23 protein-coding genes are annotated in these 25,911 nt (G+C 59.4%); 11 read left to right on the plus strand and 12 right to left on the minus strand.

The window, feature by feature from the left end; all coding sequences use genetic code 11:
* The first annotated feature begins 77 nt into the window (after positions 1 to 77).
* The 7 genes from ACSZOQ_RS13270 (at position 78) to ACSZOQ_RS13300 (ending at position 9,068) form a co-directional block, all read left to right on the plus strand.
* Positions 78 to 2,930: a bifunctional transaldolase/phosoglucose isomerase gene (locus ACSZOQ_RS13270; protein WP_439922967.1), complete on the plus strand. Its 2,853-nt coding sequence runs from the start codon at positions 78 to 80 to the stop codon at positions 2,928 to 2,930.
* 275 nt (positions 2,931 to 3,205) lie between these two features.
* Positions 3,206 to 4,219: a phosphogluconate dehydrogenase (NAD(+)-dependent, decarboxylating) gene (gene gnd / locus ACSZOQ_RS13275; RefSeq protein WP_439922968.1), complete on the plus strand. Its 1,014-nt coding sequence runs from the start codon at positions 3,206 to 3,208 to the stop codon at positions 4,217 to 4,219.
* On the plus strand, positions 4,219 to 5,733 hold the full coding sequence (gene zwf, locus ACSZOQ_RS13280; protein WP_439922969.1) for a glucose-6-phosphate dehydrogenase: 1,515 nt from the start codon (positions 4,219 to 4,221) through the stop codon (positions 5,731 to 5,733). Before gnd ends, zwf begins: the two co-directional genes overlap by 1 nt.
* Complete coding sequence (gene pgl, locus ACSZOQ_RS13285; RefSeq protein WP_439922970.1) at positions 5,730 to 6,470, plus strand: 6-phosphogluconolactonase; 741 nt, start codon at positions 5,730 to 5,732, stop codon at positions 6,468 to 6,470. The genes zwf and pgl overlap by 4 nt, the downstream gene beginning before the upstream one ends.
* Positions 6,467 to 7,003: a gluconokinase gene (locus tag ACSZOQ_RS13290; protein WP_439922971.1), complete on the plus strand. Its 537-nt coding sequence runs from the start codon at positions 6,467 to 6,469 to the stop codon at positions 7,001 to 7,003. Before pgl ends, ACSZOQ_RS13290 begins: the two co-directional genes overlap by 4 nt.
* Positions 7,000 to 7,803, plus strand: coding sequence for an HAD family hydrolase (locus ACSZOQ_RS13295; RefSeq protein WP_439922972.1), 804 nt, complete (start codon positions 7,000 to 7,002; stop codon positions 7,801 to 7,803). Before ACSZOQ_RS13290 ends, ACSZOQ_RS13295 begins: the two co-directional genes overlap by 4 nt.
* A 182-nt stretch (positions 7,804 to 7,985) precedes the next feature.
* A complete protein-coding gene (locus tag ACSZOQ_RS13300) occupies positions 7,986 to 9,068 on the plus strand; it encodes an IS5 family transposase (RefSeq protein ID WP_439922884.1) in 1,083 nt (360 codons plus the stop codon).
* Positions 9,069 to 9,181: 113 nt separating this feature from the next.
* Here ACSZOQ_RS13300 and ACSZOQ_RS13305 read toward each other — a convergent pair whose 3' ends face one another.
* The 5 genes from ACSZOQ_RS13305 to ACSZOQ_RS13325 all read right to left on the minus strand — a co-directional run bounded on the left by ACSZOQ_RS13305 (position 9,182) and on the right by ACSZOQ_RS13325 (position 16,511).
* Positions 9,182 to 10,975: a glycoside hydrolase family 15 protein gene (locus tag ACSZOQ_RS13305; RefSeq protein ID WP_439922973.1), complete on the minus strand. Its 1,794-nt coding sequence runs from the start codon at positions 10,973 to 10,975 to the stop codon at positions 9,182 to 9,184.
* Positions 10,976 to 11,165: 190 nt separating this feature from the next.
* Positions 11,166 to 12,905: a putative bifunctional diguanylate cyclase/phosphodiesterase gene (locus ACSZOQ_RS13310; RefSeq protein WP_439922974.1), complete on the minus strand. Its 1,740-nt coding sequence runs from the start codon at positions 12,903 to 12,905 to the stop codon at positions 11,166 to 11,168.
* A gap of 460 nt (positions 12,906 to 13,365) precedes the next feature.
* A complete protein-coding gene (locus ACSZOQ_RS13315) occupies positions 13,366 to 14,970 on the minus strand; it encodes an MDR family MFS transporter (protein ID WP_439926053.1) in 1,605 nt (534 codons plus the stop codon).
* Between the two features lie 138 nt (positions 14,971 to 15,108).
* Complete coding sequence (locus tag ACSZOQ_RS13320; protein WP_439922975.1) at positions 15,109 to 16,266, minus strand: HlyD family secretion protein; 1,158 nt, start codon at positions 16,264 to 16,266, stop codon at positions 15,109 to 15,111.
* Complete coding sequence (locus ACSZOQ_RS13325) at positions 16,263 to 16,511, minus strand: hypothetical protein (RefSeq protein WP_439926163.1); 249 nt, start codon at positions 16,509 to 16,511, stop codon at positions 16,263 to 16,265. Before ACSZOQ_RS13325 ends, ACSZOQ_RS13320 begins: the two co-directional genes overlap by 4 nt.
* On the opposite strand from ACSZOQ_RS13325, the gene ACSZOQ_RS13330 reads away from it, so the two are divergent.
* Complete coding sequence (locus ACSZOQ_RS13330) at positions 16,417 to 17,328, plus strand: LysR substrate-binding domain-containing protein (RefSeq protein WP_439922976.1); 912 nt, start codon at positions 16,417 to 16,419, stop codon at positions 17,326 to 17,328. The two genes, ACSZOQ_RS13325 and ACSZOQ_RS13330, sit on opposite strands and share 95 nt — an antisense overlap.
* Positions 17,329 to 17,450: 122 nt before the next feature.
* Here ACSZOQ_RS13330 and ACSZOQ_RS13335 read toward each other — a convergent pair whose 3' ends face one another.
* From ACSZOQ_RS13335 to ACSZOQ_RS13365, 7 genes are all read right to left on the minus strand, one after another.
* Positions 17,451 to 18,401 (minus strand): multicopper oxidase domain-containing protein, encoded by a 951-nt coding sequence (locus ACSZOQ_RS13335; RefSeq protein ID WP_439922977.1) that lies wholly within the window; start codon positions 18,399 to 18,401, stop codon positions 17,451 to 17,453.
* Between the two features lie 65 nt (positions 18,402 to 18,466).
* Entirely contained in the window at positions 18,467 to 18,823 is a 357-nt protein-coding gene (locus tag ACSZOQ_RS13340) for a c-type cytochrome (RefSeq protein WP_439922978.1), read from the minus strand.
* Entirely contained in the window at positions 18,823 to 19,500 is a 678-nt protein-coding gene (locus tag ACSZOQ_RS13345) for a c-type cytochrome (protein ID WP_439922979.1), read from the minus strand. Before ACSZOQ_RS13345 ends, ACSZOQ_RS13340 begins: the two co-directional genes overlap by 1 nt.
* A gap of 22 nt (positions 19,501 to 19,522) precedes the next feature.
* Complete coding sequence (locus tag ACSZOQ_RS13350) at positions 19,523 to 20,467, minus strand: multicopper oxidase domain-containing protein (RefSeq protein WP_439922980.1); 945 nt, start codon at positions 20,465 to 20,467, stop codon at positions 19,523 to 19,525.
* A 190-nt stretch (positions 20,468 to 20,657) separates the two neighbouring features.
* Positions 20,658 to 20,906 (minus strand): hypothetical protein, encoded by a 249-nt coding sequence (locus tag ACSZOQ_RS13355; RefSeq protein ID WP_439922981.1) that lies wholly within the window; start codon positions 20,904 to 20,906, stop codon positions 20,658 to 20,660.
* Between the two features lie 2 nt (positions 20,907 to 20,908).
* Complete coding sequence (locus tag ACSZOQ_RS13360; protein ID WP_439922982.1) at positions 20,909 to 21,499, minus strand: tetratricopeptide repeat protein; 591 nt, start codon at positions 21,497 to 21,499, stop codon at positions 20,909 to 20,911.
* Between the two features lie 535 nt (positions 21,500 to 22,034).
* The gene (locus ACSZOQ_RS13365) at positions 22,035 to 22,463 is read right to left on the minus strand and encodes an RrF2 family transcriptional regulator (protein ID WP_439926055.1); all 429 of its coding nucleotides are present in this window, start codon (positions 22,461 to 22,463) and stop codon (positions 22,035 to 22,037) included.
* A 602-nt stretch (positions 22,464 to 23,065) separates the two neighbouring features.
* On the opposite strand from ACSZOQ_RS13365, the gene ACSZOQ_RS13370 reads away from it, so the two are divergent.
* The 3 genes from ACSZOQ_RS13370 (at position 23,066) to narH (ending at position 25,721) form a co-directional block, all read left to right on the plus strand.
* On the plus strand, positions 23,066 to 23,821 hold the full coding sequence (locus tag ACSZOQ_RS13370) for a hypothetical protein (RefSeq protein WP_439922983.1): 756 nt from the start codon (positions 23,066 to 23,068) through the stop codon (positions 23,819 to 23,821).
* Positions 23,822 to 23,865: 44 nt separating this feature from the next.
* The gene (locus ACSZOQ_RS13375; RefSeq protein WP_439922984.1) at positions 23,866 to 24,003 is read left to right on the plus strand and encodes a hypothetical protein; all 138 of its coding nucleotides are present in this window, start codon (positions 23,866 to 23,868) and stop codon (positions 24,001 to 24,003) included.
* Positions 24,004 to 24,179: 176 nt separating this feature from the next.
* Entirely contained in the window at positions 24,180 to 25,721 is a 1,542-nt protein-coding gene (gene narH / locus ACSZOQ_RS13380) for a nitrate reductase subunit beta (RefSeq protein WP_439922985.1), read from the plus strand.
* Positions 25,722 to 25,911 lie beyond the last annotated feature (190 nt).

Below are 25,911 nucleotides of genomic sequence, written 5' to 3' on the forward strand. Positions count from 1 at the left end.
TCCCGGCCAAGTTGACAAGCCTCGCCGGCGGGCCGGAAAACTTCAAACGGCGCGGCGTCAGAACACAGAAGAACATCATGAACCCTGTCAGAGATCTCCAGAATCACGGCCAGGCGGTCTGGCTCGATTTCCTTGCCCGCGGCTTCATCGCCAAAGGCGATTTGAAACACCTCGTGGAAAATGACGGGGTGCGCGGGGTCACCTCCAATCCGTCGATTTTCGAGAAGGCGATCGGGAGTTCAGACGAATATGACAGCGCAATAGCTCGTATTCTCGATAAAGGCGATCGATCAGTCGCCGGTCTCTACGAGCAACTCGCGGTCGAGGACATCCAGCACGCAGCCGACGTGCTGCGGCCGGTCTATGATCGGCTCAATGGCGCTGACGGCTTCGTCAGCCTTGAGGTCTCACCCTATCTCGCAAACGACACCAAGGCGACGATTATCGAAGCTGAACGACTCTGGAAATCCGTCAACCGCAAGAACCTGATGATCAAGGTACCGGCGACGCCGGAGGGCCTGCCCGCGGTCCGTCACCTGATTTCTGAGGGCATCAGCGTCAACATCACGCTGCTGTTCTCGCAGAAAGTCTATATCGAGGTCGCCGAAGCCTTCCTGTCCGGCCTTCAGGAGCATGTTCGCAAGGGTGGCGATGCTTCGCATGTCGCAAGCGTCGCCAGCTTCTTCGTCAGCCGTATCGATACCGCCGTCGACAAGCAACTCGACGAGAAAATTGCGCAAGCCAACGATCCCGCGGAGAAAACCCGTCTTGCCGCGCTCAAGGGCAAGATCGCGATCGCCAACGCCAGGCTCGCCTATCAGGACTACAAACGATTGTTTGCGGGCGACGCCTGGCAGAAGCTGGAAGCCAAAGGCGCCAGGCCACAGCGGCTGCTGTGGGCCTCGACCGGGACCAAAAACAAGGACTACAGCGACGTTCTCTATGTTGAGGAACTGATCGGCAGCGATACGGTCAACACCGTCCCTCCGGCAACTCTTGAAGCCTTCCGCGATCACGGCAGGCTGCGCGACAGCCTCGAGGAAAATCTCGACGAGGCACGGCAAGCGCTCGCTGCGCTGGCGGGAACGGGAATTTCGCTCGATGCGATCACCCGGGACCTCGTAAAGGAAGGCGTACAGTTGTTCGACGACGCGGCCGACAAGCTGCTCGGCGCCGTCGCCCGCAAGCGTGCGAAAATTCTCGGCTCCGCCATTGGCCCGCAAACATTGTCGCTCGACCCTGTCATGACGAAATCCGTCGCGGCACAGGCGGAAGACTGGCGGGCCGCCGGCACGCTCCGTAAGCTATGGCAGCAGGATAAATCGGTTTGGACCGGCGCAGACGAAAATAAATGGCTGGGCTGGCTCACGAGCCCGGCCACGGAATTCGATCGGACGGCCGACTATGAGGACTACGCGCGGCGGGTGAAGAGGCAGCAATTCACCGATGCGGTGGTTCTGGGCATGGGCGGATCGAGCCTCGGCCCGGAGGTGTTCGCGAAAACGTTTGCGAAGACGGCGGGTTTTCCGAAACTGCATGTGCTGGACTCAACCGATCCCGCCCAGATCCGCGCGCTGGAATCGGCAATCGACGTCGCAAGGACTGTCTTCATCGTGTCCAGCAAGTCCGGCGGCACCACCGAGCCGAATGCGCTGAAAGACTATTTTCACGCGCGCGTCGCGAAGGCCATCGGCGCCGACAAGGCCGGCCATCGCTTCATCGCGGTCACTGATCCTGGCTCATCGCTCGACAAGGAAGCGGCAAAACTCGGCTATGCGCGCACCTTCCACGGCGATCCCGCGATCGGAGGCCGTTATTCGGTGCTGTCGCCCTTCGGCCTGGTCCCGGCGGCGACGGTGGGAATCGATGTAGCAGGATTACTGAGGAACACACTCGTCATGGTGCGATCCTGCGGCGCTGAGGTGCCTCCCCATGACAATCCCGCCGTCCAGCTCGGTCTCGCCATGGGTCTCGCCGGACGCGAAGGCCGCGACAAGGTCACGATCCTGTCGTCGCGGAAAATCGCCGATTTCGGCGCTTGGGCGGAGCAGCTCATCGCGGAATCCACCGGCAAGGAAGGCAAGGGACTGATCCCGATCGACGGTGAGCCGCTCGGCGATGCGAGCCTTTATGGCAACGATCGTTTCTTTGTCGATATCCGCACTGCGGACGAAGACGATGCCGCTCATGACGAAAAACTGCGCGCGCTCGAGAATGCCGGACATCCGGTGGTCCGGATCGTGATGCATTCGATTGATCAAATCGGCCAGGAATTTTTCCGGTTCGAGATGGCGGTCGCGGTCGCCGGCGCAATTCTCGGCATCAATCCGTTCGATCAGCCAGACGTCGAAGCCGCAAAGGTCAGGACTCGCGAACTCACCGCCGCGTTCGAGAAAACCGGCAGGCTTCCGGACGAAGAGCCAGCGCTCTCCACCGCCGGCTTCGATCTCTACACAGACGATGTTAACGCACGCGCGTTGCGTGAAAAGGGCGCGGACGGCGACCTGTCATCATGGCTCAAGGCGCACTTCGCGCGCACGGAGCCCGGCGACTACGTCGCGCTGCTGGCCTACCTCGCGCGCGACGACGAACACATTGACGATGTGCAGCGGATGCGGCTCACCGTTCGCGATCGGAAAAAAGTGGCCACTTGCGCCGAGTTCGGCCCGCGCTTCCTGCATTCGACCGGACAGGCCTACAAGGGCGGCCCCGACAGCGGCGTCTTTCTTCAGATCACTACCGACGACGCGAAGGATCTGAAAATCCCCGGCCGGAAAACGAGCTTTGGTGTCATCAAGGCTGCGCAGGCGCGCGGAGACTTCGATGTGCTCACCGGCCGCGGGCGGCGGGCGCTCCGCGTGCATCTCAAGGGCGATCTCCGAACCAGCCTCTCGCGACTCAGCAACGCGATCACCGGGGCCCTGAATTGATCCGAAACCTTCGGCGCTCTCACCAGGGAAAGCCCGACGTGCTCACGCAAATGCGATAACGTACCGGGAACGAATGTTCCCCTCGTGCGTATGCTCGGTAACTTTTCCCGTCGTCAGTTCATTCGACAATCAAACGTCCCCACGCTGTTCGAATCTCGCTGAAATATTCCCATGGCGGTGTTGCGCCACACCCCGAAACGCAAGCATCATAAGCTCCCAGACAGCGCGTGGAATGTCCACATCGCTTGCCGGCGCTCGGATGGAGGATCGGACGAATGCAGATAGGCATGATCGGCCTAGGGCGAATGGGAGCCAACATCGTTCGTCGTCTGATGAAAAAAGGAGGCCATCAGGCCGTCGTCTACGACAAAAACGACAAGGCCGTCGCCGCGCTTGCCGAAGAGGGTGCAACGGGCGCGAACGATCTCGAAGACTTCGTCCGCAAACTCGAGAAACCCCGCGCCGTCTGGATCATGCTGCCTGCCGGCGCAATCACGGAATCCACCATTGATACGATCGCCAGGCTGCTCGACTGCGATGACGTCGTTATCGATGGCGGCAACACCTTCTGGCAGGACGATATCCGGCGGGCCAAGACGCTGCGCGAGAAAGGCATCCACTACGTCGATGTCGGCACCAGCGGCGGGGTCTGGGGCCTGGAGCGTGGCTACTGCATGATGATCGGCGGCGACAAGGCCATCGTCGACCGGCTCGATCCGATTTTCGCGGCGATGGCGCCTGGCCGCGGCGATATTCCGAGAACGCCGAGCCGGGACGGCCGCGATCCGCGCGTCGAACAGGGATATCTCCACACAGGCCCCGTGGGCGCCGGCCATTTCGTCAAGATGGTGCATAACGGTATCGAATACGGCCTGATGCAGGCCTATGCCGAAGGCTTCGACATTCTCAAGAATGCGAACATCGAGGCCCTGCCCGAAGATCATCGCTTCACGCTCGACCTCGCTGATATCGCCGAAGTCTGGCGGCGCGGCAGCGTCATCCCTTCCTGGCTGCTCGATCTCACGGCCTCTGCGCTGGCCCGCAGCGAGACGCTCGAAGCCTATTCGGGGTTCGTCGCGGATTCCGGTGAGGGTCGCTGGACCATCAATGCCGCGATTGATGAAGCCGTCCCGGCCGAAGTCCTGACGGCGGCGCTGTTCGCGCGATTCCGCTCCCGCCGGCAACATACGTTCGCGGAAAAAATTCTGTCAGCGATGCGCGAGGGGTTCGGGGGTCACAAGGAGCCCGGGGAAGCCGATTCATCCGCAAAAGGAAGGAGCGCGAGTTGATGGCGGACGCAAGCAACAAGCCGCATAAGCCGGAGCCCTGCTGCTTCGTCATCTTTGGCGTTACCGGCGATCTCACCCACCGCCTGGTCATTCCCGCGCTCTATAATCTTGCCGAATCCGATCTTTTACCGGAGCAGTTCTGCATCGTCGGCATCGTCCGCAACCAGAAGTCGGAAGACGACCTCCGGCAAAGCCTGATGGAGGGATTGAACAAGCACGCCACCCGGCCCGTCAAAAAAGAAATTGCCCAAAAGGTGCTTCGCTGCCTGACGTGTCTCGAAGCCGACCCGTCCGATCCCGCCTCGTTCGATACCTTGAGCAAGGCTTTTGAAAGGCTCGAGATCGACAAGGGGACCTGCGGCAATCGCCTGTTCTATCTTGCCGTGCCGCCGAGCGCATTTGCGCCGATCACCGAACAACTCGGCCGGGTTGGCCTGCTCCGCGAACAGCACGGCGCCTGGCGCAGGTTGGTGGTCGAAAAGCCGTTCGGCACCGACCTGGCGTCCGCCAAATCGCTCAATAGCAAGGTGCTCAAGATCGCCGATGAGCACCAGATCTACCGGATCGATCACTATCTCGGCAAGGAAACCGTCCAAAACATTCTCGTCCTTCGCTTCGCCAACGGCATGTTCGAGCCGATCTGGAATCGCAACCACATCGACCATATCCAGATCACCGTCGACGAAAAGCTCGCCGTCGGCCATCGCGGCAGTTTCTACGACGCGACCGGAGCGTTGCGGGACATGGTGCCAAATCATCTATTCCAATTGCTGTCGCTGGTGACGATGGAGCCGCCGAGACGATTCGAAGCCCACGCGGTGCGCTCGGAAAAGGCGGAGGTGCTTGCCGCAATCCAGACCCAAACCCCTGAGGAGGCGCTCAGCAACTCCGTGCGAGGACAGTATTGCGCCGGGCAAAACGGCAATGAGGCGATCAGCGATTATCGCAAGACCCCTGACGTGAAGCCCGACAGCACCACCGAAACCTATGCGGCGCTCAAGCTGACGATCGACAACTGGCGATGGGCCGGTGTCCCCTTTTACCTGCGGACCGGCAAGGCCCTCGGCCTCAAGCGCACCGAGGTCGCGATCAAGTTCAAGCAGGCGCCATTCGCGATGTTTCGCTCCACACCGGTAGACCGGCTGTCGCAAAACTACCTCGTTATCGGCATCGAGCCGGCCGAAGGCATCACGCTGCAATTCAACACCAAGGTGCCCGGCCCCACAATCTCGATCGACGGCGTCGAGATGAAATTCCGCTATAAGGACTACTTCAATGCTGCGCCGAGCACGGGCTACGAAACGCTGATCTACGATTGCATGATCGGTGACAACATCCTGTTTCAGCGGGCCGACGGTGTGGAGGCCGGCTGGCAAGCCGTGCAGCCGTTCCTCGACGCCTGGAAAAAGGCGGGCGCCAATGGGCTGGTCAGCTACGAGGCAGGCAGCGAAGGCCCCACTGAGGCCAACGAGTTGCTCGCGCGTGATGGCCGCAATTGGCGCAAGCTGATATGACTTCCGCCAAGGGCGACCGCAGGTTTCAGGTGCTGCCGGATGCACAGGCGGTCGCGACGGAAGCTGCGGCGCATCTGATCGCCCGGATAACTGAGAACCGAATGCGGCCGGCGATATGCCTGACCGGCGGCTCCGGCCCGAAAGCACTCTACGCGCTGCTGGGAAGTCCGGACTATCGCTCGCGCGTTGCCTGGGATCGTGTTCACTGGTTCATCGGGGACGAGCGTTTCGTGAGCCCCGACGATCGACGCAACAACATGACGATAGCCAGGGAGATTTTCCTCAATCGCTGCTCTCCGCCGGACAATGTCCATCCCATTCCGACCCATGCGCGCGATCCGGATACAGCGGCCAGGCATTACGAGCACGACCTTCAAACCTTTTATGGCGCGCGTCATCTGGATGCGGCCAGGCCGCTTTTCGATCTTGTCCTGATGGGGCTCGGACCGGACGGTCACACCGCGTCGCTGTTTCCGGGAGATAAGGCACTTGAAGAAACCAAACGCTGGGTCGTCGGCGTGGATAGCGCGAACGTCGAGCCCTTCGTTCCCCGTGTCACCTTGACTCTTCCGGCGTTGGCTTCCTCACGCGAGATGCTGTTTCTTGTCACAGGCGAAACCAAACGCGACATCCTGTCCAAAGTCATGGCGGGCGCCGATCTGCCAGGCACTCGCGTCCATTCCAATGGCGTCACTACATGGCTGACTGACGCGGCGGCCGCGGGGCGAACGGCATGAGCGCGGTCCCAGACTTCGCCTTTTGCGCGCTCATCGTCATGGGCGTCTCAGGGTCAGGCAAAAGCACCATCGCGAACGCGCTGGGGCAACGCCTGGGATGGATCGTAGAGGATGCCGATTGGTTTCACCCTGCGAGCAACGTCGAGAAAATGAGCGCCGGTATCGCACTGACCGACGCTGACCGCTGGTCATGGTTGCGCGCCGTTACCGCCGAGATCGGACGCAGGCGCGTAAGTGGCCAGAGCATCGTCATGGCCTGCTCCGCGCTCAAGCGCGCCTATCGAGATATTCTCGTGCACGGCCACCGTGACACCCGCATCGTCTATCTGCGCGGCGACAAGAACCTGATCGATGACCGCCTCCGGGCCAGGGACGCTCATTTCATGCCGCCGGAGCTGCTCGAGAGCCAGTTCGAGACACTGGAGGAGCCGACGGAAGACGAGCGACCTATTGTCGTCGACATCGACGCAACAGTCGACGACATCGCCGATCGCATTGTGACCATGCTCGCGCCGGGCCGAACACTCTCATGAGCCGCATCTCCCTGGTGATCTCCGATGTCGACGGCAGTCTGGTGACGCCTGACAAGCGTCTGACGGAGGCTGCGATCAAGGCGGTGAAAGACCTCAACGAGAAAAACATCGGCTTCACGATCACCAGCAGCCGTCCCGCCTTCGGAATGCGGATGCTGGTCGAACCACTCGGTCTGCGGCTGCCATTCGGCGCCTTCAACGGCAGCCTGATCGTCGAACCCTCCCTCGAGGTGCTGCAAAAGACGGTCATTCCCGCCTCCGCGACGCGCATTGCCATCGATGCGCTGAAAGCATCCGGTGTCGACATCTGGCTGTTCACGGCGGACCGCTGGCTGATCACACGCGACGACGGGCACTACGTCCAGCACGAGCAGTACACGATCCTGACCGACGCCGTTGTCGTTTCAAGTTTTGATGATTTCGTGAACGGCGCCTGCAAGATCGTCGGCGTCAGTGCCGATCCAGAAAAGCTGGCGCGTTGCGAAATCGCCGTGCAGACGGCGCTCGCCGGCCAGGCGTCGGCTATCCGTTCGCAGAGCTATTATCTCGACATCACGCCCGCCGGTCAGGACAAGGGAACTTTTGTGGAAACAATGGCGAAGCGCCTCGATATTTCGCCGCGCAACATCGCCACCATCGGAGACATGCAGAACGATCTCGCCATGTTCGGCAAAAGCGGGCTGTCTTTTGCCATGGGCAACGCCGACGACGCCGTTAAGGCGCAAGCTACCTGTATCACCGACAGCAATGAAAATGATGGTTTCGCAAAGGCGATCGACCGGATTATCGCACTCCGATGAGCCGCTACAGCGTTTTAGAGCGAAGTGGATACCGGTTCCCGTGAAGAAAACGCGTCAAATTGAAATTATAGAGCCCAGCTTCTGATTTTCATCAGAAAAGGCTCTAGCAGTCTGCTGAAAAACCGCTCGCGCGTGCGAGAGTTTGCTGATTCGATTTTCATCGTGAATCGGTGGAGGTTGGGATGCGCGGAGCCTTTGTGGATCAGGGCGGGTTGTTTTCGTACATCTCGCCGGAGGCGCGGGTGCCGCCGAACCATCCGCTGAGGAAGATCCGGGCGCTGGTCCGTGATGTGCTGGGCGAGTTGAACCGTAGCTTTGCCAGGCTCTATTCAAGTGAAGGGCGCCCCTCGATCGCGCCGGAGCAATTGCTCAGCGCGCTACTTCTGCAGGTGCTCTACGGCATTCGCTCGGAGCGCCAATTGATGGAGCAGTTGGACTACAATCTATTGTATCGCTGGTTCGTGGGGCTGTCGCCGGACCATCCGGTCTGGAACCCGACCAGCTTCACGAAGAACCGCGAGCGGCTGCAGAACGGCGATGTGTTCACGAAGTTCATGACCAGGCTTTTGAAACACCCTCAGGTCGAGCCGCTGCTCTCGGACGAGCACTTCTCGGTGGACGGCACGTTGATCGAGGCCTGGGCGTCACAGAAGAGCTTTCGTCCCAAGGATGGCCGCGATGGCGACGACGGCACGAACTTCCACGGTCAGACGCGCAAGAACGACACCCATGTCAGCACGAGCGATCCCGACAGCCGGCTCTACCGCAAGGCGGCCGGACGCGAGGCCAGGCTCTGCTACATGGGCCACGTCACCATGGAGAACCGGCATGGGCTGGCCGTGGCCGGCATCGTCACGCACGCGAGCGGCACCGCCGAGCGCCGCGCCGCGGAGATAATGCTCGAGGCCGAAGGCAGGAAAGCGGGTCGCCGCATTACCGCCGGTGCGGACAAGGCTTATGACACGGCCGATCATGTGGCCAATCTTCGCGCCATCGACGTCACACCGCATGTGACGCAGAACAATGGCATGGGCAAGACCGGCAGGCGCCGCCGGAGCGCTATCGACGCACGGACCACGCGCCATCAGGGCTATGGCATGTCGCAGACGCGCCGGGCGATGATCGAATGCATCTTCGGCTGGGGCAAGCAGCACGGCACGATGCGCAGGACCAAACATCGTGGCATTTGCCGCGTTGCCGCCGACTTCATGCTCAACTTGATCGCCTATAACCTGATCCGCGTTCCCAAACTGGTCACGGCATAACCGCGTCGTCGCCAGGACGACAACGACTGCAACGCGCCGCCGAATACACATCATCGCGATGAGGCGTTCCGAGGATCATCGAAGCGGTCAATTTTGGCTTTTTCAGCAAACTGCTAGGCCTTCGCGCGTTGCATCGCGGGTTTTCGCGCCGCGTTGAGATTGTGGATCGTGTTGATGAGCGCAATGTGCGTCAGCGCCTGCGGAAAATTTCCGGTCTGGCGGAGGGCAACCGTATCGTATTCCTCCGATAGCAAGCCAAGATCGTTCGCGACCGCGGCAACCCGTTTCAGCAACACCTCGGCACGGTCGATATCGCCGCTCAATACATAGGCATCAGCGAGCCAGAGCGTGCAGGCCAGAAACGCTCCCTCGATCGGCGGCTGTTCGTCCGACACCGCGCGCGGATCGTGCCGAAGCACAAAACCGTCCGGCATCAGATGCTTCTCGACCGCTGCCAGCATTCCGGCCACACGCGGATCGGACGGCGGCAGAAAGCCGACCGACGGAATAAGAAGCGTGCTGGCGTCGAGCAGCTTCGAGCCGTAGGATTCGACGAATGTGTTTTGCTCGCGGTCGAAGCCCTTCTCGCAGACGTCGCGATGGATGGTATCGCGCAGTTCGCGCCAGCGCTCGACCGGCGCCTTGAATCCGAAACGTTCAGCACTCTTGATACCGCGGTCGAACGCCACCCAGACCAGCACCATCGACGAGACGTAATGCTGCCCCGGTCCCCTTCGCTCCCAGATGCCGGCGTCCGGCTCATTCCATATCCCGGCAAGATGCTCGAGCAGGTTGCATTCCAGCGCCCAGGTGGTCTCGCCCAGCTTGAGCTTCGCCTCCCTCGATTGATGAAACACATCCATCAACTCGCCATAGACATCGAGCTGCAGCTGGGCATGCGCCGCGTTGCCGATCCGGACTGGGCGAGCACCTTCATAACCGGGTAGCCAGTCGGCCTCCCACTCCGTGAGCCGACGCTGCCCGAAAATGCCGTACATGATCTGCATGTCGGCCGGCGAGCCCGCCACGGATCGCAGCAACCAGTCGTGCCAGTCCGAAGCCTCGTCGTAATAACCGCTGTTCATCAGCGCGAGCAGCGTGAAGGTCGCGTCGCGCAGCCAGCAGAACCGGTAATCCCAGTTACGTGCACCACCGAGCTTTTCCGGAAGCGAAGTCGTCGGCGCGGCGACGATGCCGCCAGAGGGCGCGTAAATCATCGCCTTCAGAACGACCAACGAGCGCATCGCAAGATCACGATACGGCCCGTCATATTCGAATTTTCCGCACCACTCCTGCCAGAATGCCTCGGTCTCCTTCAGTGCTTCCGCCGCATCAACCGGCGGGGGAACGTCGAAATGCGATGCGCCGTAGGTCATGACGAACGGAATCGTCTGCCCGGCGCTCACCTCGAAGTCGGCAACCGTCGTCATATCCTTGCCGCGGGTCTCGACCTGCGTGCGCAATACCAGCATGTCCGGCCCGCAAACGGCGAGAAGCGCCCTGTCCTCCGTGCGACGAACCCACGGAGCGTTCTTCCCGAAGCCGAACCGGATCACCAGATCCATGTTCATTTTCACACGGCCGCGATCGCACTGAACAAGCCGGATGATGTCGGACGCTGTGCCGCGCGGCGGCATGAAATCAATCAGAGTCACGGCGCCGTTGGCGGTTTCGAACCGGGTCTCGAGGATGAGACTGTCGCCGCGATAGCCACGAGTCGAGCGCTCAATCTTATCTGCCGGAGCGATCCGCCAATGGCCATTGCGCTCGTCGCCCAGCAGGGCTGCAAAGCAGGCGTCGGAATCGAAGCTCGGCCAGCAGAGCCAGTCGAGCGACCCCGTGCGATCAACGAGTGCGACGGTCTCGCCGTCGCCGATGATTCCATAGTCTTCGATATTGCTGGGCAATTGACAGACTCGGCGGGCTAAGGATGGCCAATATTAATCATCGGCCGGCTGTTGGCTATCCCACTCAGCAATTCTTATTTGCCGAAACAATTTTGTGTGAGTGGAAAATACGCCAGTGGACCAAACGGACGGAGCCCGCGCGCATGGCAACCCGGGCCGCAACCAGGGCAGATCCGCTCTCGTCCGTCAGTTAGCGGCCGTAGCCGTTGGCGCGAGAATATGCCGGACGGCTCTCCTGCACTGGCCGGCCGACCGGTCTCTTGCGGGTGTCGCTGATCGTTCGGCTGCCCGGATGAAGTTCTTCGAGGAATACGGGTTCGGAGAAATAGAAGCCCTGCGCGTATTTGATCCGGGTCGCGGCTTGCAGATAAGCGAGTTCCTCGAAGGTTTCGACGCCTTCCGCGATCACCGTCATGCCCAAAGCTTCACTGAGAGACTCGATCGCCTTCAGGATTCCCTGGCTGCGCGGGCGCTTGTGGATATCGACGATGAACGACCGGTCGATCTTGATTTCATCGGCCGTGATATCCGCGAGAGCAGATAGCGATGAACATCCGATTCCGAAGTCGTCAATCGAGATTCCAACACCAATTCTCCGCAGGATCGGCAGGATTTCCGCCTGGAACCGGGTTTTCGCCACGAACGCATCTTCCGTGACTTCGACAATGAACCGGGTCGGACAGCCGGTATCCTCAAGCGCTCGTGCAAAGGATGTCATGAATGCCACATTGCCGGCCTGCTTGGCGGCGACGTTGATACTGATGCCGACGCCGGTGCCGAAAGTATCATCGATGAGATCGATGGACCTCATGATTTCGGCCAGCACCAGATGCGTCAGATCGTCGATCAGCCCGAGTTCGACCGCGAGATCGATGAACGTTCCAGGCGCCTGAATGACACCGTCGTCGTTGCGCAGCCGAACCAGTGCCTCGATACCCTTGATCTGCTGAGTCTTGATGTCGACCTTGGGTTGGAACGCGCAACAGAAACGTTTGTCGAGAATCGCGAGTCGCAATGACTGTTCGACTTCCATCCGGGCCAGCGCCTCGCGCTGCATTCCGGAATTGAAAATGGCGGCCGCCCCTTTGGTTTCATTCTTGATGCGATACATCGCCGTGTCAGCATTCTGGAGCAGCACCTCGTAACTGTTTCCGTGATCCGGATAGATGCTCACCCCGATCGATGCGGATGCGAACAGTTCCGATCCGTCGATAAAAAACGGCGCCTTGAGCCGCTGCAACAGGAATTCAATGTATTCGGCGACCTCGGCGTCGCTCTGGACCGGATTGAGCAGAAGCAGAAACTCGTCGCCGCTGATCCGGGACAGCATATCGGTGACACGAAGGCCGAGACCCAAACGTCTGGCAACCTCGACGAGGAGCCCATCGCCAGATGCATGGCCGTAATAGTCGTTGATGTGCTTGAAATTATCGATATCGAGAAATGCCACCGCAAATCTGACCGGATATCCTCCCTCACGGATAAGACTGTTTGCGTGCTGCTCGATGACCCGCCGGGTCGGCAAACCCGTCAGCTCGTCATAGTATGCACAACGAAAAAGCTCCTCCTCGGTGGCCTTTTGCTGGCTGATATCGACAGAGCTCGAAAGTACAAGCTTTCTGTTCGAAATCAGGACAGGCTCATGCGTGGTGAGATAGGCCTTTGTCGCATGATCCGTCCGAATGAGCTCTTCGGATATTCTGGTCCCGCCCGATTGCAAAACCCGGCGAGCGAGATGCCTGCGATCGTTCAATTCTCTTGATTGGAACGGCGCGCTTGACGGCGCTTCGACAATGTCACGTGCTGGCACATTGAACTGCGCCGCGGCGGCGGCATTCACGAGAACGAAATTTCCCTGTTCGTCCTGAACCGTCACCCCTGCCGGAAGCGATCTGACGACTTCGTTGAGGAAATTCAGCCGGGAGGACATGCTGTCGTCGAAACAGACGCCTTTTCGATCGGTTTGCGAACCATCCGGCGTTAACGCCCCCCCTCGCTCGCGACAACAGAAATTTCGCTTCGCTCAGGCGCACCGGACATGAACTTCCCAACCTTCACCACGTGCTGAAAGAGGAAATTCCCAGACTTTCAGGCTCTTGCGGGCTACAAATGGCTGGGCGCGGCACATATTGCGACACCCTTACCTTCCGCAGGCGAAGGATAGTTCCAGCACCTTGTAGGTTGGTTAAATCGGACGCGGAAACACGGCCGCACTTTCCACACCCTGTGCAGCGCCGCCGGTTCGATCCCGGATTATTGTTACCAATACATGACTGCGACGGGATATATCTACCACCCGCCACGTTCAGCCTCGCGCTCCTCGACAAATTAGGCGGCGTTACGATTCCGCGGAGATGATCGCCGCAAAATCTGGCGTTGGAATCGGACCGCTAGTGCGCGCCACCCGCGTCGAGACCGGCGGGCTTCCTGAGCAAAAGCGATGCAGCAAGCGCGAGGATCAACGCTGCGCCGAGCAGAAAGAAGGTATCACTGAACGCCATCACATAAGCCTGCTTCTGTACGACGTGACCGATGGCGACAACGGCGCGATGCGACGCGGCTGCATAATCAGCGACACCATGGGTCATGAAATAGTTGGTCAACTGCTCGATCCGGGTCCGGGTCGCCTGTTCCAGGGTTGAGACGGACTGCATCAGCACGTTGGAATGAAACTGCTCGCGCTTGGTCAGAAACGTCTGCAGCATCGCGATGCCGACGGCGCCTCCCAGATTGCGCATCATGTTGAACAGGCCCGACGCGGACCCCGCGTTTTCCGCCTCGATCCCTGCAGTGGCGACCACCGACAGCGGCGTCAGGATCAACGCCTGCCCGACCGCACGAACCACGTTGGGCCATAGCAGTTGATCGGAGGCATAGTCCGCCGTCATGTAGACGTTCATGAAGTTGCTCACTGCAAACAGTGCAAAGCCTACCCCGATCAAGAGACGGGGATCGAAGCGCTTCATCAATTGCGGCACCAGCGGGATCAGCAGCAATTGCGGCAGTCCGGTCCAGGCCAGCACCATTCCGATCTGCTCGGCATTGTAGCCCTGAACGCGAGACAGATAGACCGGCAGGATGAAAATCGATCCGTAGAGCGCAACGCCCAGAAGAAAATTGGCGAGAATGCCAAAGCCGAAGTTGCGGCGGAACAGCAGGCGAAGGTTCAGGAGTGGCTTGTCGCCCGTCAGTTCGATCCACAGAAACAGCGACAACGAGATCGCGGCAATCACCGACAGCCAGACGATGAAAGGCGAACCGAACCAGTCGTCCTTGTTGCCTTCCTCAAGCACCGTTTGCAGCGCGCCAAGGCCGATCGCCATGGTCACGATACCGGTCCAATCACCCTGACGTAGCAACGACAGTTTCATCGGCTTGCTGTCCAGCGAGAACCAGAGCATGCCCAGCATCAACAGACCGGGAACGAGGTTGACATAGAAAATGAACTGCCAGCCCCAGTTCTCGGTGAGATAGCCGCCGATCGTCGGGCCGATCGCTGGCGCAAAGGTTGCCGACAGCGCGAACAGCGCGAGCCCGATCGGCTGCTTTGCCTTCGGCAGCAGCGTGATGATCAGCGTGAAAGCCATCGGGATCAGCACGCCGCCGGTGAATCCCTGGATCGCGCGCAGCACGATCATCTGTGGCAGGGTCTGCGCGAAGGCGCATGCCACGGACAGCACCAGGAACAGGACGGCATTGGTCAGCAGGTAGATGCGAACGGAAAAGACCTGCGCCAGCCAGCCGCTCAGCGGAATGACGACGATCTCCGCGATCAGATAGGAGGTCGAGATCCATCCGCCGTCGTCAATCCCGGCGCCGATCGCGCCCTGAATGTCGGCCAACGACGCGTTGACGATCTGAATGTTCAGCACCGCCATGAAGGCGCCGAGCGTCGCGCCGAACACCGCGATCCAGGTTCTGAACGAAGGCGCCGGCGTCGCCTGAGAGGAATGTGGCGCAGGCGTGCTGCGGAGCGCCGCCGGCAAGGAATTCATCGGGATCGCAGTCATGGCTTATTCCTCCTTCGCACCCGCAGAATGCATCGGAACGAATGGATCGATAATCGATGGAGTGGTGGAATGATTGTCCAGCGAGGCTTGATAAAGCCCCGCTGGACGGGAGCACCCGAGGGCTCAGGATCCCGGCTGCACCGAATTGGCCGCAACGTGTCTGGTTGTGCGGTCCACATCGCGCGCCGCGACAGCCGCCGCCTTCGTATTCACCGTGGGCTCCGCCGACATGCCCGGACGCAGCAGCCCGGCGAGGTGACGGTCGTCGAGCACGATCTTCACCGGCACGCGCTGCACGATCTTGGTGAAGTTGCCGGTTGCGTTGTCGGGCGGCAGCAGCGCAAATTCGAGGCCGCTGGCCGGCGACAGGCTGTCGACATGTCCCTTCAGGCGGACACCGTGGAAGCTGTCGATAAGCACGTCGACCGGCTGACCCTCACGAACGTGCGTCAGCTGCGTTTCCTTGAAATTGGCGATGACATAGACTTCATCGAGCGGCACCACCGCCATCAACTGCGTGCCGGCCGTCACGTATTGTCCGACCCGCAGGGTGCGGGCGCCGACCGTGCCGTCGACCGGCGCCGTGATGGTCGTATAGGACAGGTTGAGCGCCATCTGCCGCTCGGCCGCATGGGCGCGATCGACCTGCGCCATGGCCTTGCTGCGTTCGGTCGTGAGCACATCGACTTTTTTCTGCGCCGCCAGCAATGCGGATTGGCTATGTTGCCGTTGAGCGGTCTTTTCACGAAGCGCTGCATCGGTCTGCTGGGCCCGCTGCACAGTGCCCGAGCCGGTTTTCATCAGGCCGTCATAGCGGGTCTGCTCTTGTCGGGCGAAATTCAAGCCCGCTTCCACCGCGGCTATATCGGCCGTCTGCTGCGCGATCAACGGCTGCTGCAGCGCGATCTGAGCATCAAGGTTCTCGACCGCCGCCTCCGCGGCCACGACATCGGCGTGGGCCTGGTCCAGCGCAGTCCTGAAATCGCGGTCGTCGATCCGGGCGAGTACCTGCCCGGCCTTCACCGGCTGGTTGTCAGTGACCAGCACCTTGGCGATGTAGCCTGACACTTTCGGCGCGATGATCGTCGAGTCGGCTTTGACATAGGCATCGTCAGTGGATTCGAGATAGCGCCCGACGGTCCAGTACTCGTGCCCGAAATGAACGGCACCAGCGACCACGACGGCGGCAACGAGCGCCAAAGCCGCTCGCTTGATCGCCTGCCGGGATGGTCGGAACGTGGTTTTTGCTGGCAAATCAGCGACATACGATAAAGCGATCATCGGTCAATCTCCTGAGCCTTAAGCAATGGCCGTTCGATCACCGAACCCCCGCCATCGCGATGCCGTGGAAGATGCACCTCAGTTGCGCCTTGGATAATCCGCCAAGAAAGGAAATGATTGTCCACCAAAACGGGATAATCGGAGATTCCGGTGGACCGGCTGACCGGACTGACCGCATTCGTACGGGTGGTGGAAACCGCAGGTTTTTCGGCCGCCGGACGGCGACTGAACATGTCGACGACCATGGTCAGCAACCACATCCAGGCACTCGAGGACCGTCTCGGCGTCCGGCTCTTCAACCGCACTACGCGCAAGGTCAGCCTGACCGAGGTCGGGAAGGCCTATTACGAGCGCTGTGTGCAGATTCTCGCCGACATCGAACAGGCCGACGACATTGCGGGCGCTTTGCAGACGATGCCGCGGGGCACGCTCCGCATTCATTGCGCTACACATATTGTGCAGTTTGTCGCACCCATTCTTGCGGAATATCTGAGATCGTATCCGGATGTGACGGCCAATCTGACGATTGCCGAACACGTCGTCGACGTCATTGCCGAAGGCTTCGATCTCTCAATCCGTCTGACTCCGCCGCCGGATTCCAGCCTGATCGTACGCAGCCTCGCGACCTGGCGGCACGTCCTCTGCTGCTCGCCGGACTATATGGCGCAGCACGGACCGTTGCTGCAACTCTCAGATCTCGCCGGGCGCAACTGCCTTCGCCATGCGCTCTACCCTTACGAAAACGACTGGCACTTCACCGACGCCGCCGGAAAGACAGTCTCGGTTCGGGTCTCCGGAAACCTGATCACGAACAGCGGCGAAACGCTTCGCGCCGCAGCCCTGCGTGGCATCGGCGTATTTCTGGCGGCGGGATTCCTGGTCTCGGACGATCTCTCCTCAGGACGATTGTTACCGCTGCTACCGGATTACAAGCCCGTCGAATTCGCGATGAACGTAGTTTATCCGCATCGCCATCATCTGTCCGCGAAAGTGCGAATGTTTATCGACCTGCTGGCGCAACACAGCGCCGATCACCAGCGGCTGATGAATCCCACCGCATGACTGCAGTCGGCGGTGCCGGCTGCTCTGCAGCGCCATGACATCGGCGGCGACGTGATCTTGACCGCTCGACCTTTTCGATTTTTGACGTGGAGCGCCGACGGCGCTCCACGTCAAGCCTGGCGTCAGCGAACCAGAATCTTGTCGCCGTGCCCCATCGAGGGATCGGCCTTGTTGCTGAACATGATGACCGCGATCGCGCCGGTCAGTGCGGCACGCATGGAATGGTTCACCAACGCATTGGCGCCTTCCGTCGGCGAGATGAGATCGAACGTCGCGGCGTCGCCCGGCGCCAAGGTGTAATTCTGCATTCCCACCATCACATTCTTCGGATTGCCGGAGGGATAGACCCTGTCCCAGATGCCAGCGATCGGATGAAATCCGGAAAACTCGTTGGGACCGGCATTGACCAGATAGATGCGCACGCGCTCACCGGGTTTCGCCTCAAGCGTCTGTGTCGCGTGTTCATCATGCACCGGGTCATACTGGAACGGAACGGCGTTGAAGGCATCCCGCTTCCATTTGTTCGCCATCATGTTGTCGACGTCTTCAGGGTTCTCGAAGATCTGATGCTCGATCAGGACATATTCGCGATCCGCCTTGGGCATCGCATTGGGATCCTTCGGATCGACGATGACTGCCCCGATCATGCCGCGGGCAATATGCTGGATCATCGGATCGGAGCCGCAATGATAGAAGAACACGCCGGCATGATCCGGAACGTACGAGAAGGTTTTTGTCTCACCGGGTTTGATCGAGGCAAAATTCGTCAGAACATCGGTACGCATGGAATGCATATCGATCGAATGCGACTTCTTGTTAGCGGCATCGTTCTTCAAAGTGAATTCGATGGTGTCGCCTTCGGTCGCCCGGATCAGGGGACCTGGAACCTGACCGTTGTAGGTCCAGGCGGCTACCGTGTGACCCTCGTTATCGAGCGGCACAGTGACCTCCTTGGCCGTCAGCTCGACCTTGACGGTCTTGGCCTGAGCCGCGGTGATCGCGGCACCGGCCAGAATCAGGGCCGACGCGACACCCCCCACGAGGGCGTTCTTCTTCAAACGTGCAGTCGTCATTAAAATTGATCTCCGCTTCACAATCGGTCTCCGCTTTGTGGTTTGGTATGACTTTGCTGCTGAATTCAGGTCCCGCATTTGCAGACCTGTCTCAGATACTTGACTAAGCCCGTGATCTGCTGGTCCGACAGGGTGTGACCCCAGGTTGGCATCAGCACTGACTTGTTGACGGCCAGGCCGCCTTCCTTGATGGCTTTGAACAGTTCGTCATCGGGCGTATCGCCCATACCCTTGGCATCGGTGTGATCGCGCGGCTTCACGGAAAGGGCGGGCACGTTGATGCCCGTACCGTTGCGCTGGAGGCCGTGACACTGCACGCAATAGACTCCGTAGAGCTGCTCGGTCGACTGATCGGCATGGCTTGTCGATGACGTGAGCAACAGGACCAGGCCAGCCAAAGCCGCTACCATTTGCGTTTTCATCACTTGCCTCCTTGACCCAGCTGAACCAGAAACGCAGTCAGTCGCTGGACATCCAGATCTTTCAAATTCGACGTCGGCATCCAGATATGCGGATCAAAGCGCTGCGGATCGGCGGTATAGGCGGCGATGAAATCGGGCTGCAGCCGCGTTCCGGCGTCGGTCAATCGCGGTCCGGACAGACCACCTTCGCCTTTTTCGCCCTCATGACACGCGACACAGCCACGAAACTTGACGAACGCGAGCGCGCCCATACGGGCACCCTTCATATCGCCTTTGAAGGTGCCTGCCGGAATGAGATCGGCGGGGGCTTTCAAATCCATCAACGCCGCCGCGGTAGCTTCGGCATCCGCCTTTTTCAACTTCGGGTGCGACGTCATCTTGGAGGGATCGGGCACATCATTTTTGTCGCCCTTCTTGATCATCTTGAAATAAGGATAGCCGGCCGGACGTATCGGTTTTGGATCCTGCAACCAGGAAACCAGCCAATCCTTGTTGAACTTGCTGCCGGCGAACCAAAGGTCGGGGCCCTTGCGCGTCAGCAGCCGGTCCAGCGACGTGTCGGTCGGCTTGACCAGCGCGTGACAACCGGCGCAACTCGGATCCAGTTTGTCGGCAGCGCTTGCGCTGCTCAGGAATGCCGCGGTCAAGCCCGCGACGGCAAGTAAAAGCCCTTTCATAAATGCTCTCCTTTCGATGGAACTAAGGCACCGGCTTGCCTTGGAGAGCAGGGCTCTCGTACATGCCGAACGGCTTTTTCATCGACTCCTCGTAATAAAAATCGGGCACGAACTGTTTGTTTTTCCATTTGTAGAAAGCCTGGTCCTTCACAGGGATTTCCTCGTATTCGATGGTCGTCATCATGCCGCCCATCGGCGAACTGCCGTTCACCGTGTGCCTGTCGATGTGATCGTGCACCATCCAGATTCCGGGATTGTCGGCGCGCAAAATCAGGTCGTAGCGCTCGCCCGGTCCGAACAGGATCGTGTCGGCGAGGTAAGGATTGGCGAGAGGCCGGCCGTCCTTCGCGTAGACCTCGAAGTCATGGCCGTGAATGTGGATGGAATGCATTTCGTCGCCGGCGCCGATCAGGCGGATGCGAACGACATCGCCCTTCTTGATCCGCAATGGCTGGGTGTCGGGATAAGCCTTGCCGTTGATTGTAAAGAAATCCGGCACGTCGCCGGGAATGCCGCCGTAGCCGGGCTTCTTTGCCCAGGCAGAAGCCCAACTGGAAAACATCATGATGTAGTCTTTTGTGACTTCCTTTTCGATCGGCGGTGGATCTTTCGGATCGACGATCAAAGGACCCCACATGCCACGCATCGCGACGTGCTCGTTCACATTGACATGGCAGTGGTACCACATGGTGCCGGACGGCTCGGCCTTGAAGCGATAGGTGAAGGTTTCGCCGGGCGGAATTGCTGGTTGCGTCGTGTCGGGAACGCCGTCGTTCTTCCAGCTGCCGCGCTGAAACATGCCGTGCCAATGAACCGTGTGCGGCAGCGTCGTGTTGTTTTCGACTTCGATCTCGACGTCATCACCCTCCTGCACATGGATCAGCGGACCGGGAGTCTGGCCGTTGAAGGAGAAGGTGCGGAAGGTCTGCTTGTCGACCAGCTTGAGGATCGTATCCTCGACAGTCATTGAGAAATGACGGGTCTCCGCAGATGCCGTGGGCGGACTAACGACATATAACGCGACACTTGCGGCAAAGGTGAATTTAGCGAGATGCGCGCGCAGGGCACAGTGTTGCAGGATCATGGACATAACATGCATTTCACATTGATGTTTTTTGATAAACCGCTATCAGCGGCGATCGGAAGCGGCGGCCTGCTTATCCGTCAGGCATCCAGTTGTGCTGACGCCGATGGTGCTGGACAGCCCTGACGATCATGATGCGCAAACCCAACCCCTTAAACTGACAACAACCGGTTCGTGCCATCTTCTGAGCCATAAAGCAATATATAAAATATATCTTTTTCAAAATCGCTGATGGAAAACCTAATAAAACAGCAATAGCGCTGGGGTTTTCCCAAATATCTTGCGCCGAAATTGAACGATGAAGTCTCATCACCTGCAGCACGACTACATCCCGGAGGTACAGAGAGCTTGCAGCGTAAGTTGGGTGATGCCGACCTCCTGCGCAGCAGCCGGCATCACCATCCATAGCCGGTCGTTCCACATCTGATCGCTTCCCACCGTCCGCATCAGGCCCACCCACTTGACCAATGCCGGCTTTGCCTTGCCGTTCTGCAGCAACCAAAGCCCCATATAGAATCGCGCAATAAGATCGTTGGGATCGCTGCGGAGTGCGAACTCGAATTCGGCCTTGGCGCGATCCGATATCAGACCGCCATCCGACAGCGCGAGCGCCTCCCCCAATGCAACATGAAGCACGTTGTTGTCCTGATCATGCTGAATCGCCCGCTCAAGCATCGGAATACTGAACCGGGCAAGACCGACCTGCAGCAATGCGCCACCCGCGATCGCCCAGGATTGGCTCGGATCCTTCGCAGCCATGAGCTTCGGCAAATCGGACAGGCCTTCGAGCGGCACCGGCGGCATAGTAGCTGCGCTATTCAGCGACACGGTGACATGGTGGGTCGTGAGGGGCGGCAAATGCGTGAACCAAAGAGCGACGGCTATACCGACCGCAACTCCAGCGACGGAGGACACGATGCACAACCTCAACCAGCCTCTGGAAGGCTTTTGATTAATAAATGCTTTCCTCATGCCCCGACGCCACGGATAGATCAAATTTCTGAGCTCTTATGCGACGCGGGTAAACATGTACTGCAAATGTATGTTTGTACAGACTCAAAATCTGCAAAACACAAAAATTCATGTACCGTCGTGACGTGCCGGCAGCAGATTCTGAGCCCCAGCATGACTGTGGTGATATCGGTGCTATGGGCTTTTGGGGCTGCTTGGGTAAGAAAGCACGGCGCTGAAGCAATCACGCGATGACATCGATCGATGGATGCGCATCGCGGACGGCACTGGACCGTACGCCTCTAACGCCTCAGCCGAAAGCGTTCTTGCGTAGCCGCATCAGACGAAGGCAACGACGCGCGGCAATCCGCATGACGTTCGATATGATTTCAAACCTGAAAAGTCGTTCTGCACCGCAGCTCAACCACGCGGCGAACCAAAACCGTCATGCTGCTGCTGTTTGTCGATATCCTACGGCAACGCCGGATCACGGACAGATTCATGCGACCGGCGGAATCCCGAAGTCTTTCGGGTTAAGGACAAGATCGGCGAGCGTATAGCGATCGAGTGTCCCGGTGAATGCGGCCAGTGCTTCCTTCAACGGCGCTCGCAGGCGACAGCGCGGCGAAATCGGACAACGGTTGTTCGCTGAAAAGCATTCCACAAGCGCGAAATCCGGCTCGGTCGCGCACAAAACGTCGCCGAGCTTGATCTTGTTCGGCCGCTTGGCAAGCGTAAGCCCGCCCGACCTCCCGCGCACGGCTTTGAGATAGCCAGCGCGCGTGAGCTGATTTGCGACTTTCATGAGATGAGTACGCGAGATGCCGTAAACACCCGCAGTCTCTTCAATAGTAATCAACCGATCACTGTGGGTAGCCGCATACATCAGCAGGCGAAGTGTGTAGTCGAAAAAGCTTGTCAATCGCATCGGTGTTCCGCCGCCGGCAAATCGCATGACCAAAAATTATGAAGATACCCGAAAAGATGAACTTGTCTGGTGCCTTTAGCAAGTCCGTACACAGCAAGCCTTCGTGTCCGGGCCGCTGTTCGGCAGCGTGCCGTTATCGCAACGGGCCTTTATGCGAGAGCTGCCGGGCTATTCTCGGGAAGCAGCCGTACGAGTGAAAGGACTGGGTTGGATCCAACCTTCTGTTCCGAGAAGGACGCGCTTGGAGACAGCTCGGATAGATCCCTACCCGTCGCGGAACTTCGGATGCGAGCCGCACCTCCACAATGCAAGCTGCTTCACCAACTTGGCCGGCTAAGTCACACCCGCCCGAATCCTCGAGTAAAGTCCTCCCCAGAGTCACCGCGCCAGTTCATGTCAGGTGACTTGTCCTAATTCGGAAAGCCGCCATCCGAGGGATCTCTACGCTGGTTCCAGTTTGAATTTCGAACCATCGTTTCTGCAATTCTGCAATGATTTTGCTCATGCCGGAAATGTGATCGGGATCCAGAGGATTTGGCGGAACGAAGTACAAATGGTGATGTTGGGCCCAAAATGCACAGTCCGACTTTGAGGAGCCTTTCATGTGCGACTATAGCCTGCATCACGTCTCCTCGCGGCCTGCCAAGGTCGCCGATAAACTGGTTACGATGGAACTTGCAAGGTCAAAAGCGCGTGGCTTTGCCGCCGTGGGCGAACTTGGCTCCAAGCTCGTCATTCACGACAGTCCACCCGAGATGGCAGTCTGCCTGTTACCCGGAACAGAACTCGCCTTCGACGATGATGTCCAATACGATCGCACCTTCCATTTTAGCCTTTTTGGCACGAGAATTTTCGGAAAGGCCCATGTAGATCACAAGGTCGCAAGCTTTCGACAGGTCGATACGAACGATCCGTACGTTCAGCACGATGCGTTGGAATTCCCGGATGGGCAAGTTCTGAAGATCAACCGGCTGGTGCCGGGCCAAATTGCTAAGGTACTGCAATTACCGGTGGCGGCACCGCACGATGAGCACGAGCACGTTGGCGCTAGACCTGCTGTCCACGATTCGCGCCTCGTCTTGGATCGGGCTTCGGCCAGATCGGGAATAGCGTCGATCCTGGTACCGAGCGAAAGCACGGTAATGTTGTGGGACACTCTCCGCGGCACGGCCATCAGACTCCAGGGCGCGTTGGCGCAGTCATTCCAGCGTTTGACCGCACACAAGCAGCATCTTGAGGCCGCGCTGCCTGCAGATATCGATGCAGACTTCCAGAGCGGCATGCCCATGGCGACGTTGTCAAAGAAGTCCGCAGATCAGAGGCCGGAGGAGAAGGCCAAGGTCAAGTCTGCTGCGTAGAGCTGCTTAGTCGGCGTTAAGAGGCCGATTGAGCCGATTGAAAGGTGGACGCAGGCTTTGTGGTGACGCTGCACCAGAAGGTGTTCGCGCCGAGCGTGACAAGGCACAGCATCGGCAACGCAGGCGTTGCTCGCACGATAGCCAGCAAGGCCGTGGCCCATATCGCTACGGATCGCGTGTAGATGACGTTCCGGCTTCAGCTGAACCCGGAACCGACTGTGTTCAGCAGCAGGACCGGCAACGCATAAGCACCGCCACAAGAACGAACCCACAAAAGATAGAAGCCAAGAACATAAAGAAAGAAACCAAAGAAAGAACGAAGCGATAGGAACGAATAGGACGGGAAGGAGCACGACACATGGATATCCGAGCTCAAGTTTCGATGGTGTTTCACTTGGATAAGTGCATCGGCTGTCACACCTGCAGCATCGCGTGCAAGAATATCTGGACCGATCGCAAGGGCACAGAGTACATGTACTGGAACAACGTGGAGACCAAGCCGGGTACGGGATACCCGACACGTTGGGAAGACCAGACCAAATACCGCGGCGGCTGGGTGGTCGACGGCCAGAGGCAGAAGAACCTGCGGCTGCGGCTGCAGGGCAAGTGGGGCACGCTCACCAACATCTTCTATAACCCCTATCTGCCGACGCTCGACGACTATTTCGAGCCATGGACCTACGACTACCAGAACCTGATCAACGCACCTTTGGCCGATGAGCAGCCGACGGCACGCGCCATCTCGATGGTCACCGGCAAGTACATGGACACCATTGAGGCGGGTCCGAACTGGGACGACGACCTCGGCGGTTCGCAGGTCTACGCGAACAACGATCCGAACTTCGACGGCGCCTCCGACGAGGAAATGCGTCAGATCAACGAGATCAACAGCACGGTGTTTTTCTATCTGCCGCGCATCTGCAATCACTGTCTCAATCCGGGCTGCGTCGCGGCGTGTCCGCAAGGCGCGCTGTACAAGCGCGGCGAGGACGGCGTCGTGCTGGTGAGCCAGGAGCGCTGCCGTGCATGGCGCATGTGCGTCTCCGGTTGCCCGTACAAGAAGACCTACTTCAACTGGTCGACCGGCAAGGCCGAGAAGTGCATCCTGTGCTATCCGCGTCTTGAGAGCGGCCAGCCCCCGGCATGCTTCCACTCCTGCGTGGGACGTATCCGGTATATCGGTCTGGTGCTTTACGACGCTGATGCGATCGAGGAGACCGCCAAGGCGTCGCAAGACCAGCTGGTGATGGCGCAGCGGAACATCATCAAGGATCCCTTCGATCCGGAGATCATCGCGGCCGCCAGAGCCAACGGGATTCCCAGTGCGAAGATCGCTGCGGCCCAACAGTCGCCGGTCTACCAGTTCGTCAAGAAGTGGGGCATCGCGCTGCCGCTGCATCCGGAGTTCCGCACGCTGCCGATGCTGTTCTACGTGCCGCCGCTGGGGCCGGTTCTCGCCAAGGTAGAGAACGGTGTGTACGACAACATTGCTTCGGAAGCGCGGTTGGGACCGCTGATGAGTTCGCTCGAGCGGTCGCGCGTATCACTTCGCTATATGGCGAGCCTGTTGTCGGGCGGCAATGAAAACATCATCCGCGACGTCTACAAGAAACTGGTCGCGGTTCGCGTGTACATGCGCTCGAAGAAGGTCAAGGATATCCCGCAGGAGGAGGTGCAGCGAGCGCTGGCCGAAGGCAAGACCACCGCGGCCGAGGTCGAGGCGATCTGGCGGCTGACGTCGATGCCGACCTTCGAGGAGCGCTTTGTGGTTCCGCCGATGGAGCGTGAGACAGCGGTTGATGCGCTGTTCCCGCAGCTCGATCCGGTCTCGCACAACTATCCTATTCGCAGAGGCGCAGTCGGCGTCGGCTTCCACACCGATCCGGCGAGAGGACCGTAGCCCTCTTCGAACGACGGGGCGCGAGACAGCGGTTGGTTTTCGGATGGCCAACCGAGTCTCGCGCAGCCGCCCGGCTCGCGAAGGCGTAGTCGGTGCCGTGAGTCGCTTTGGGCGCCGCGCAGGTCGCGATCTGTTGGCCTACCGGCCCCTCGCAGCCATTACCTGCAGCCATTACCTCATGACAAAACGC

Source organism: Nitrobacter sp. JJSN (genome assembly GCF_051912485.1).
Lineage (GTDB): Bacteria > Pseudomonadota > Alphaproteobacteria > Rhizobiales > Xanthobacteraceae > Nitrobacter.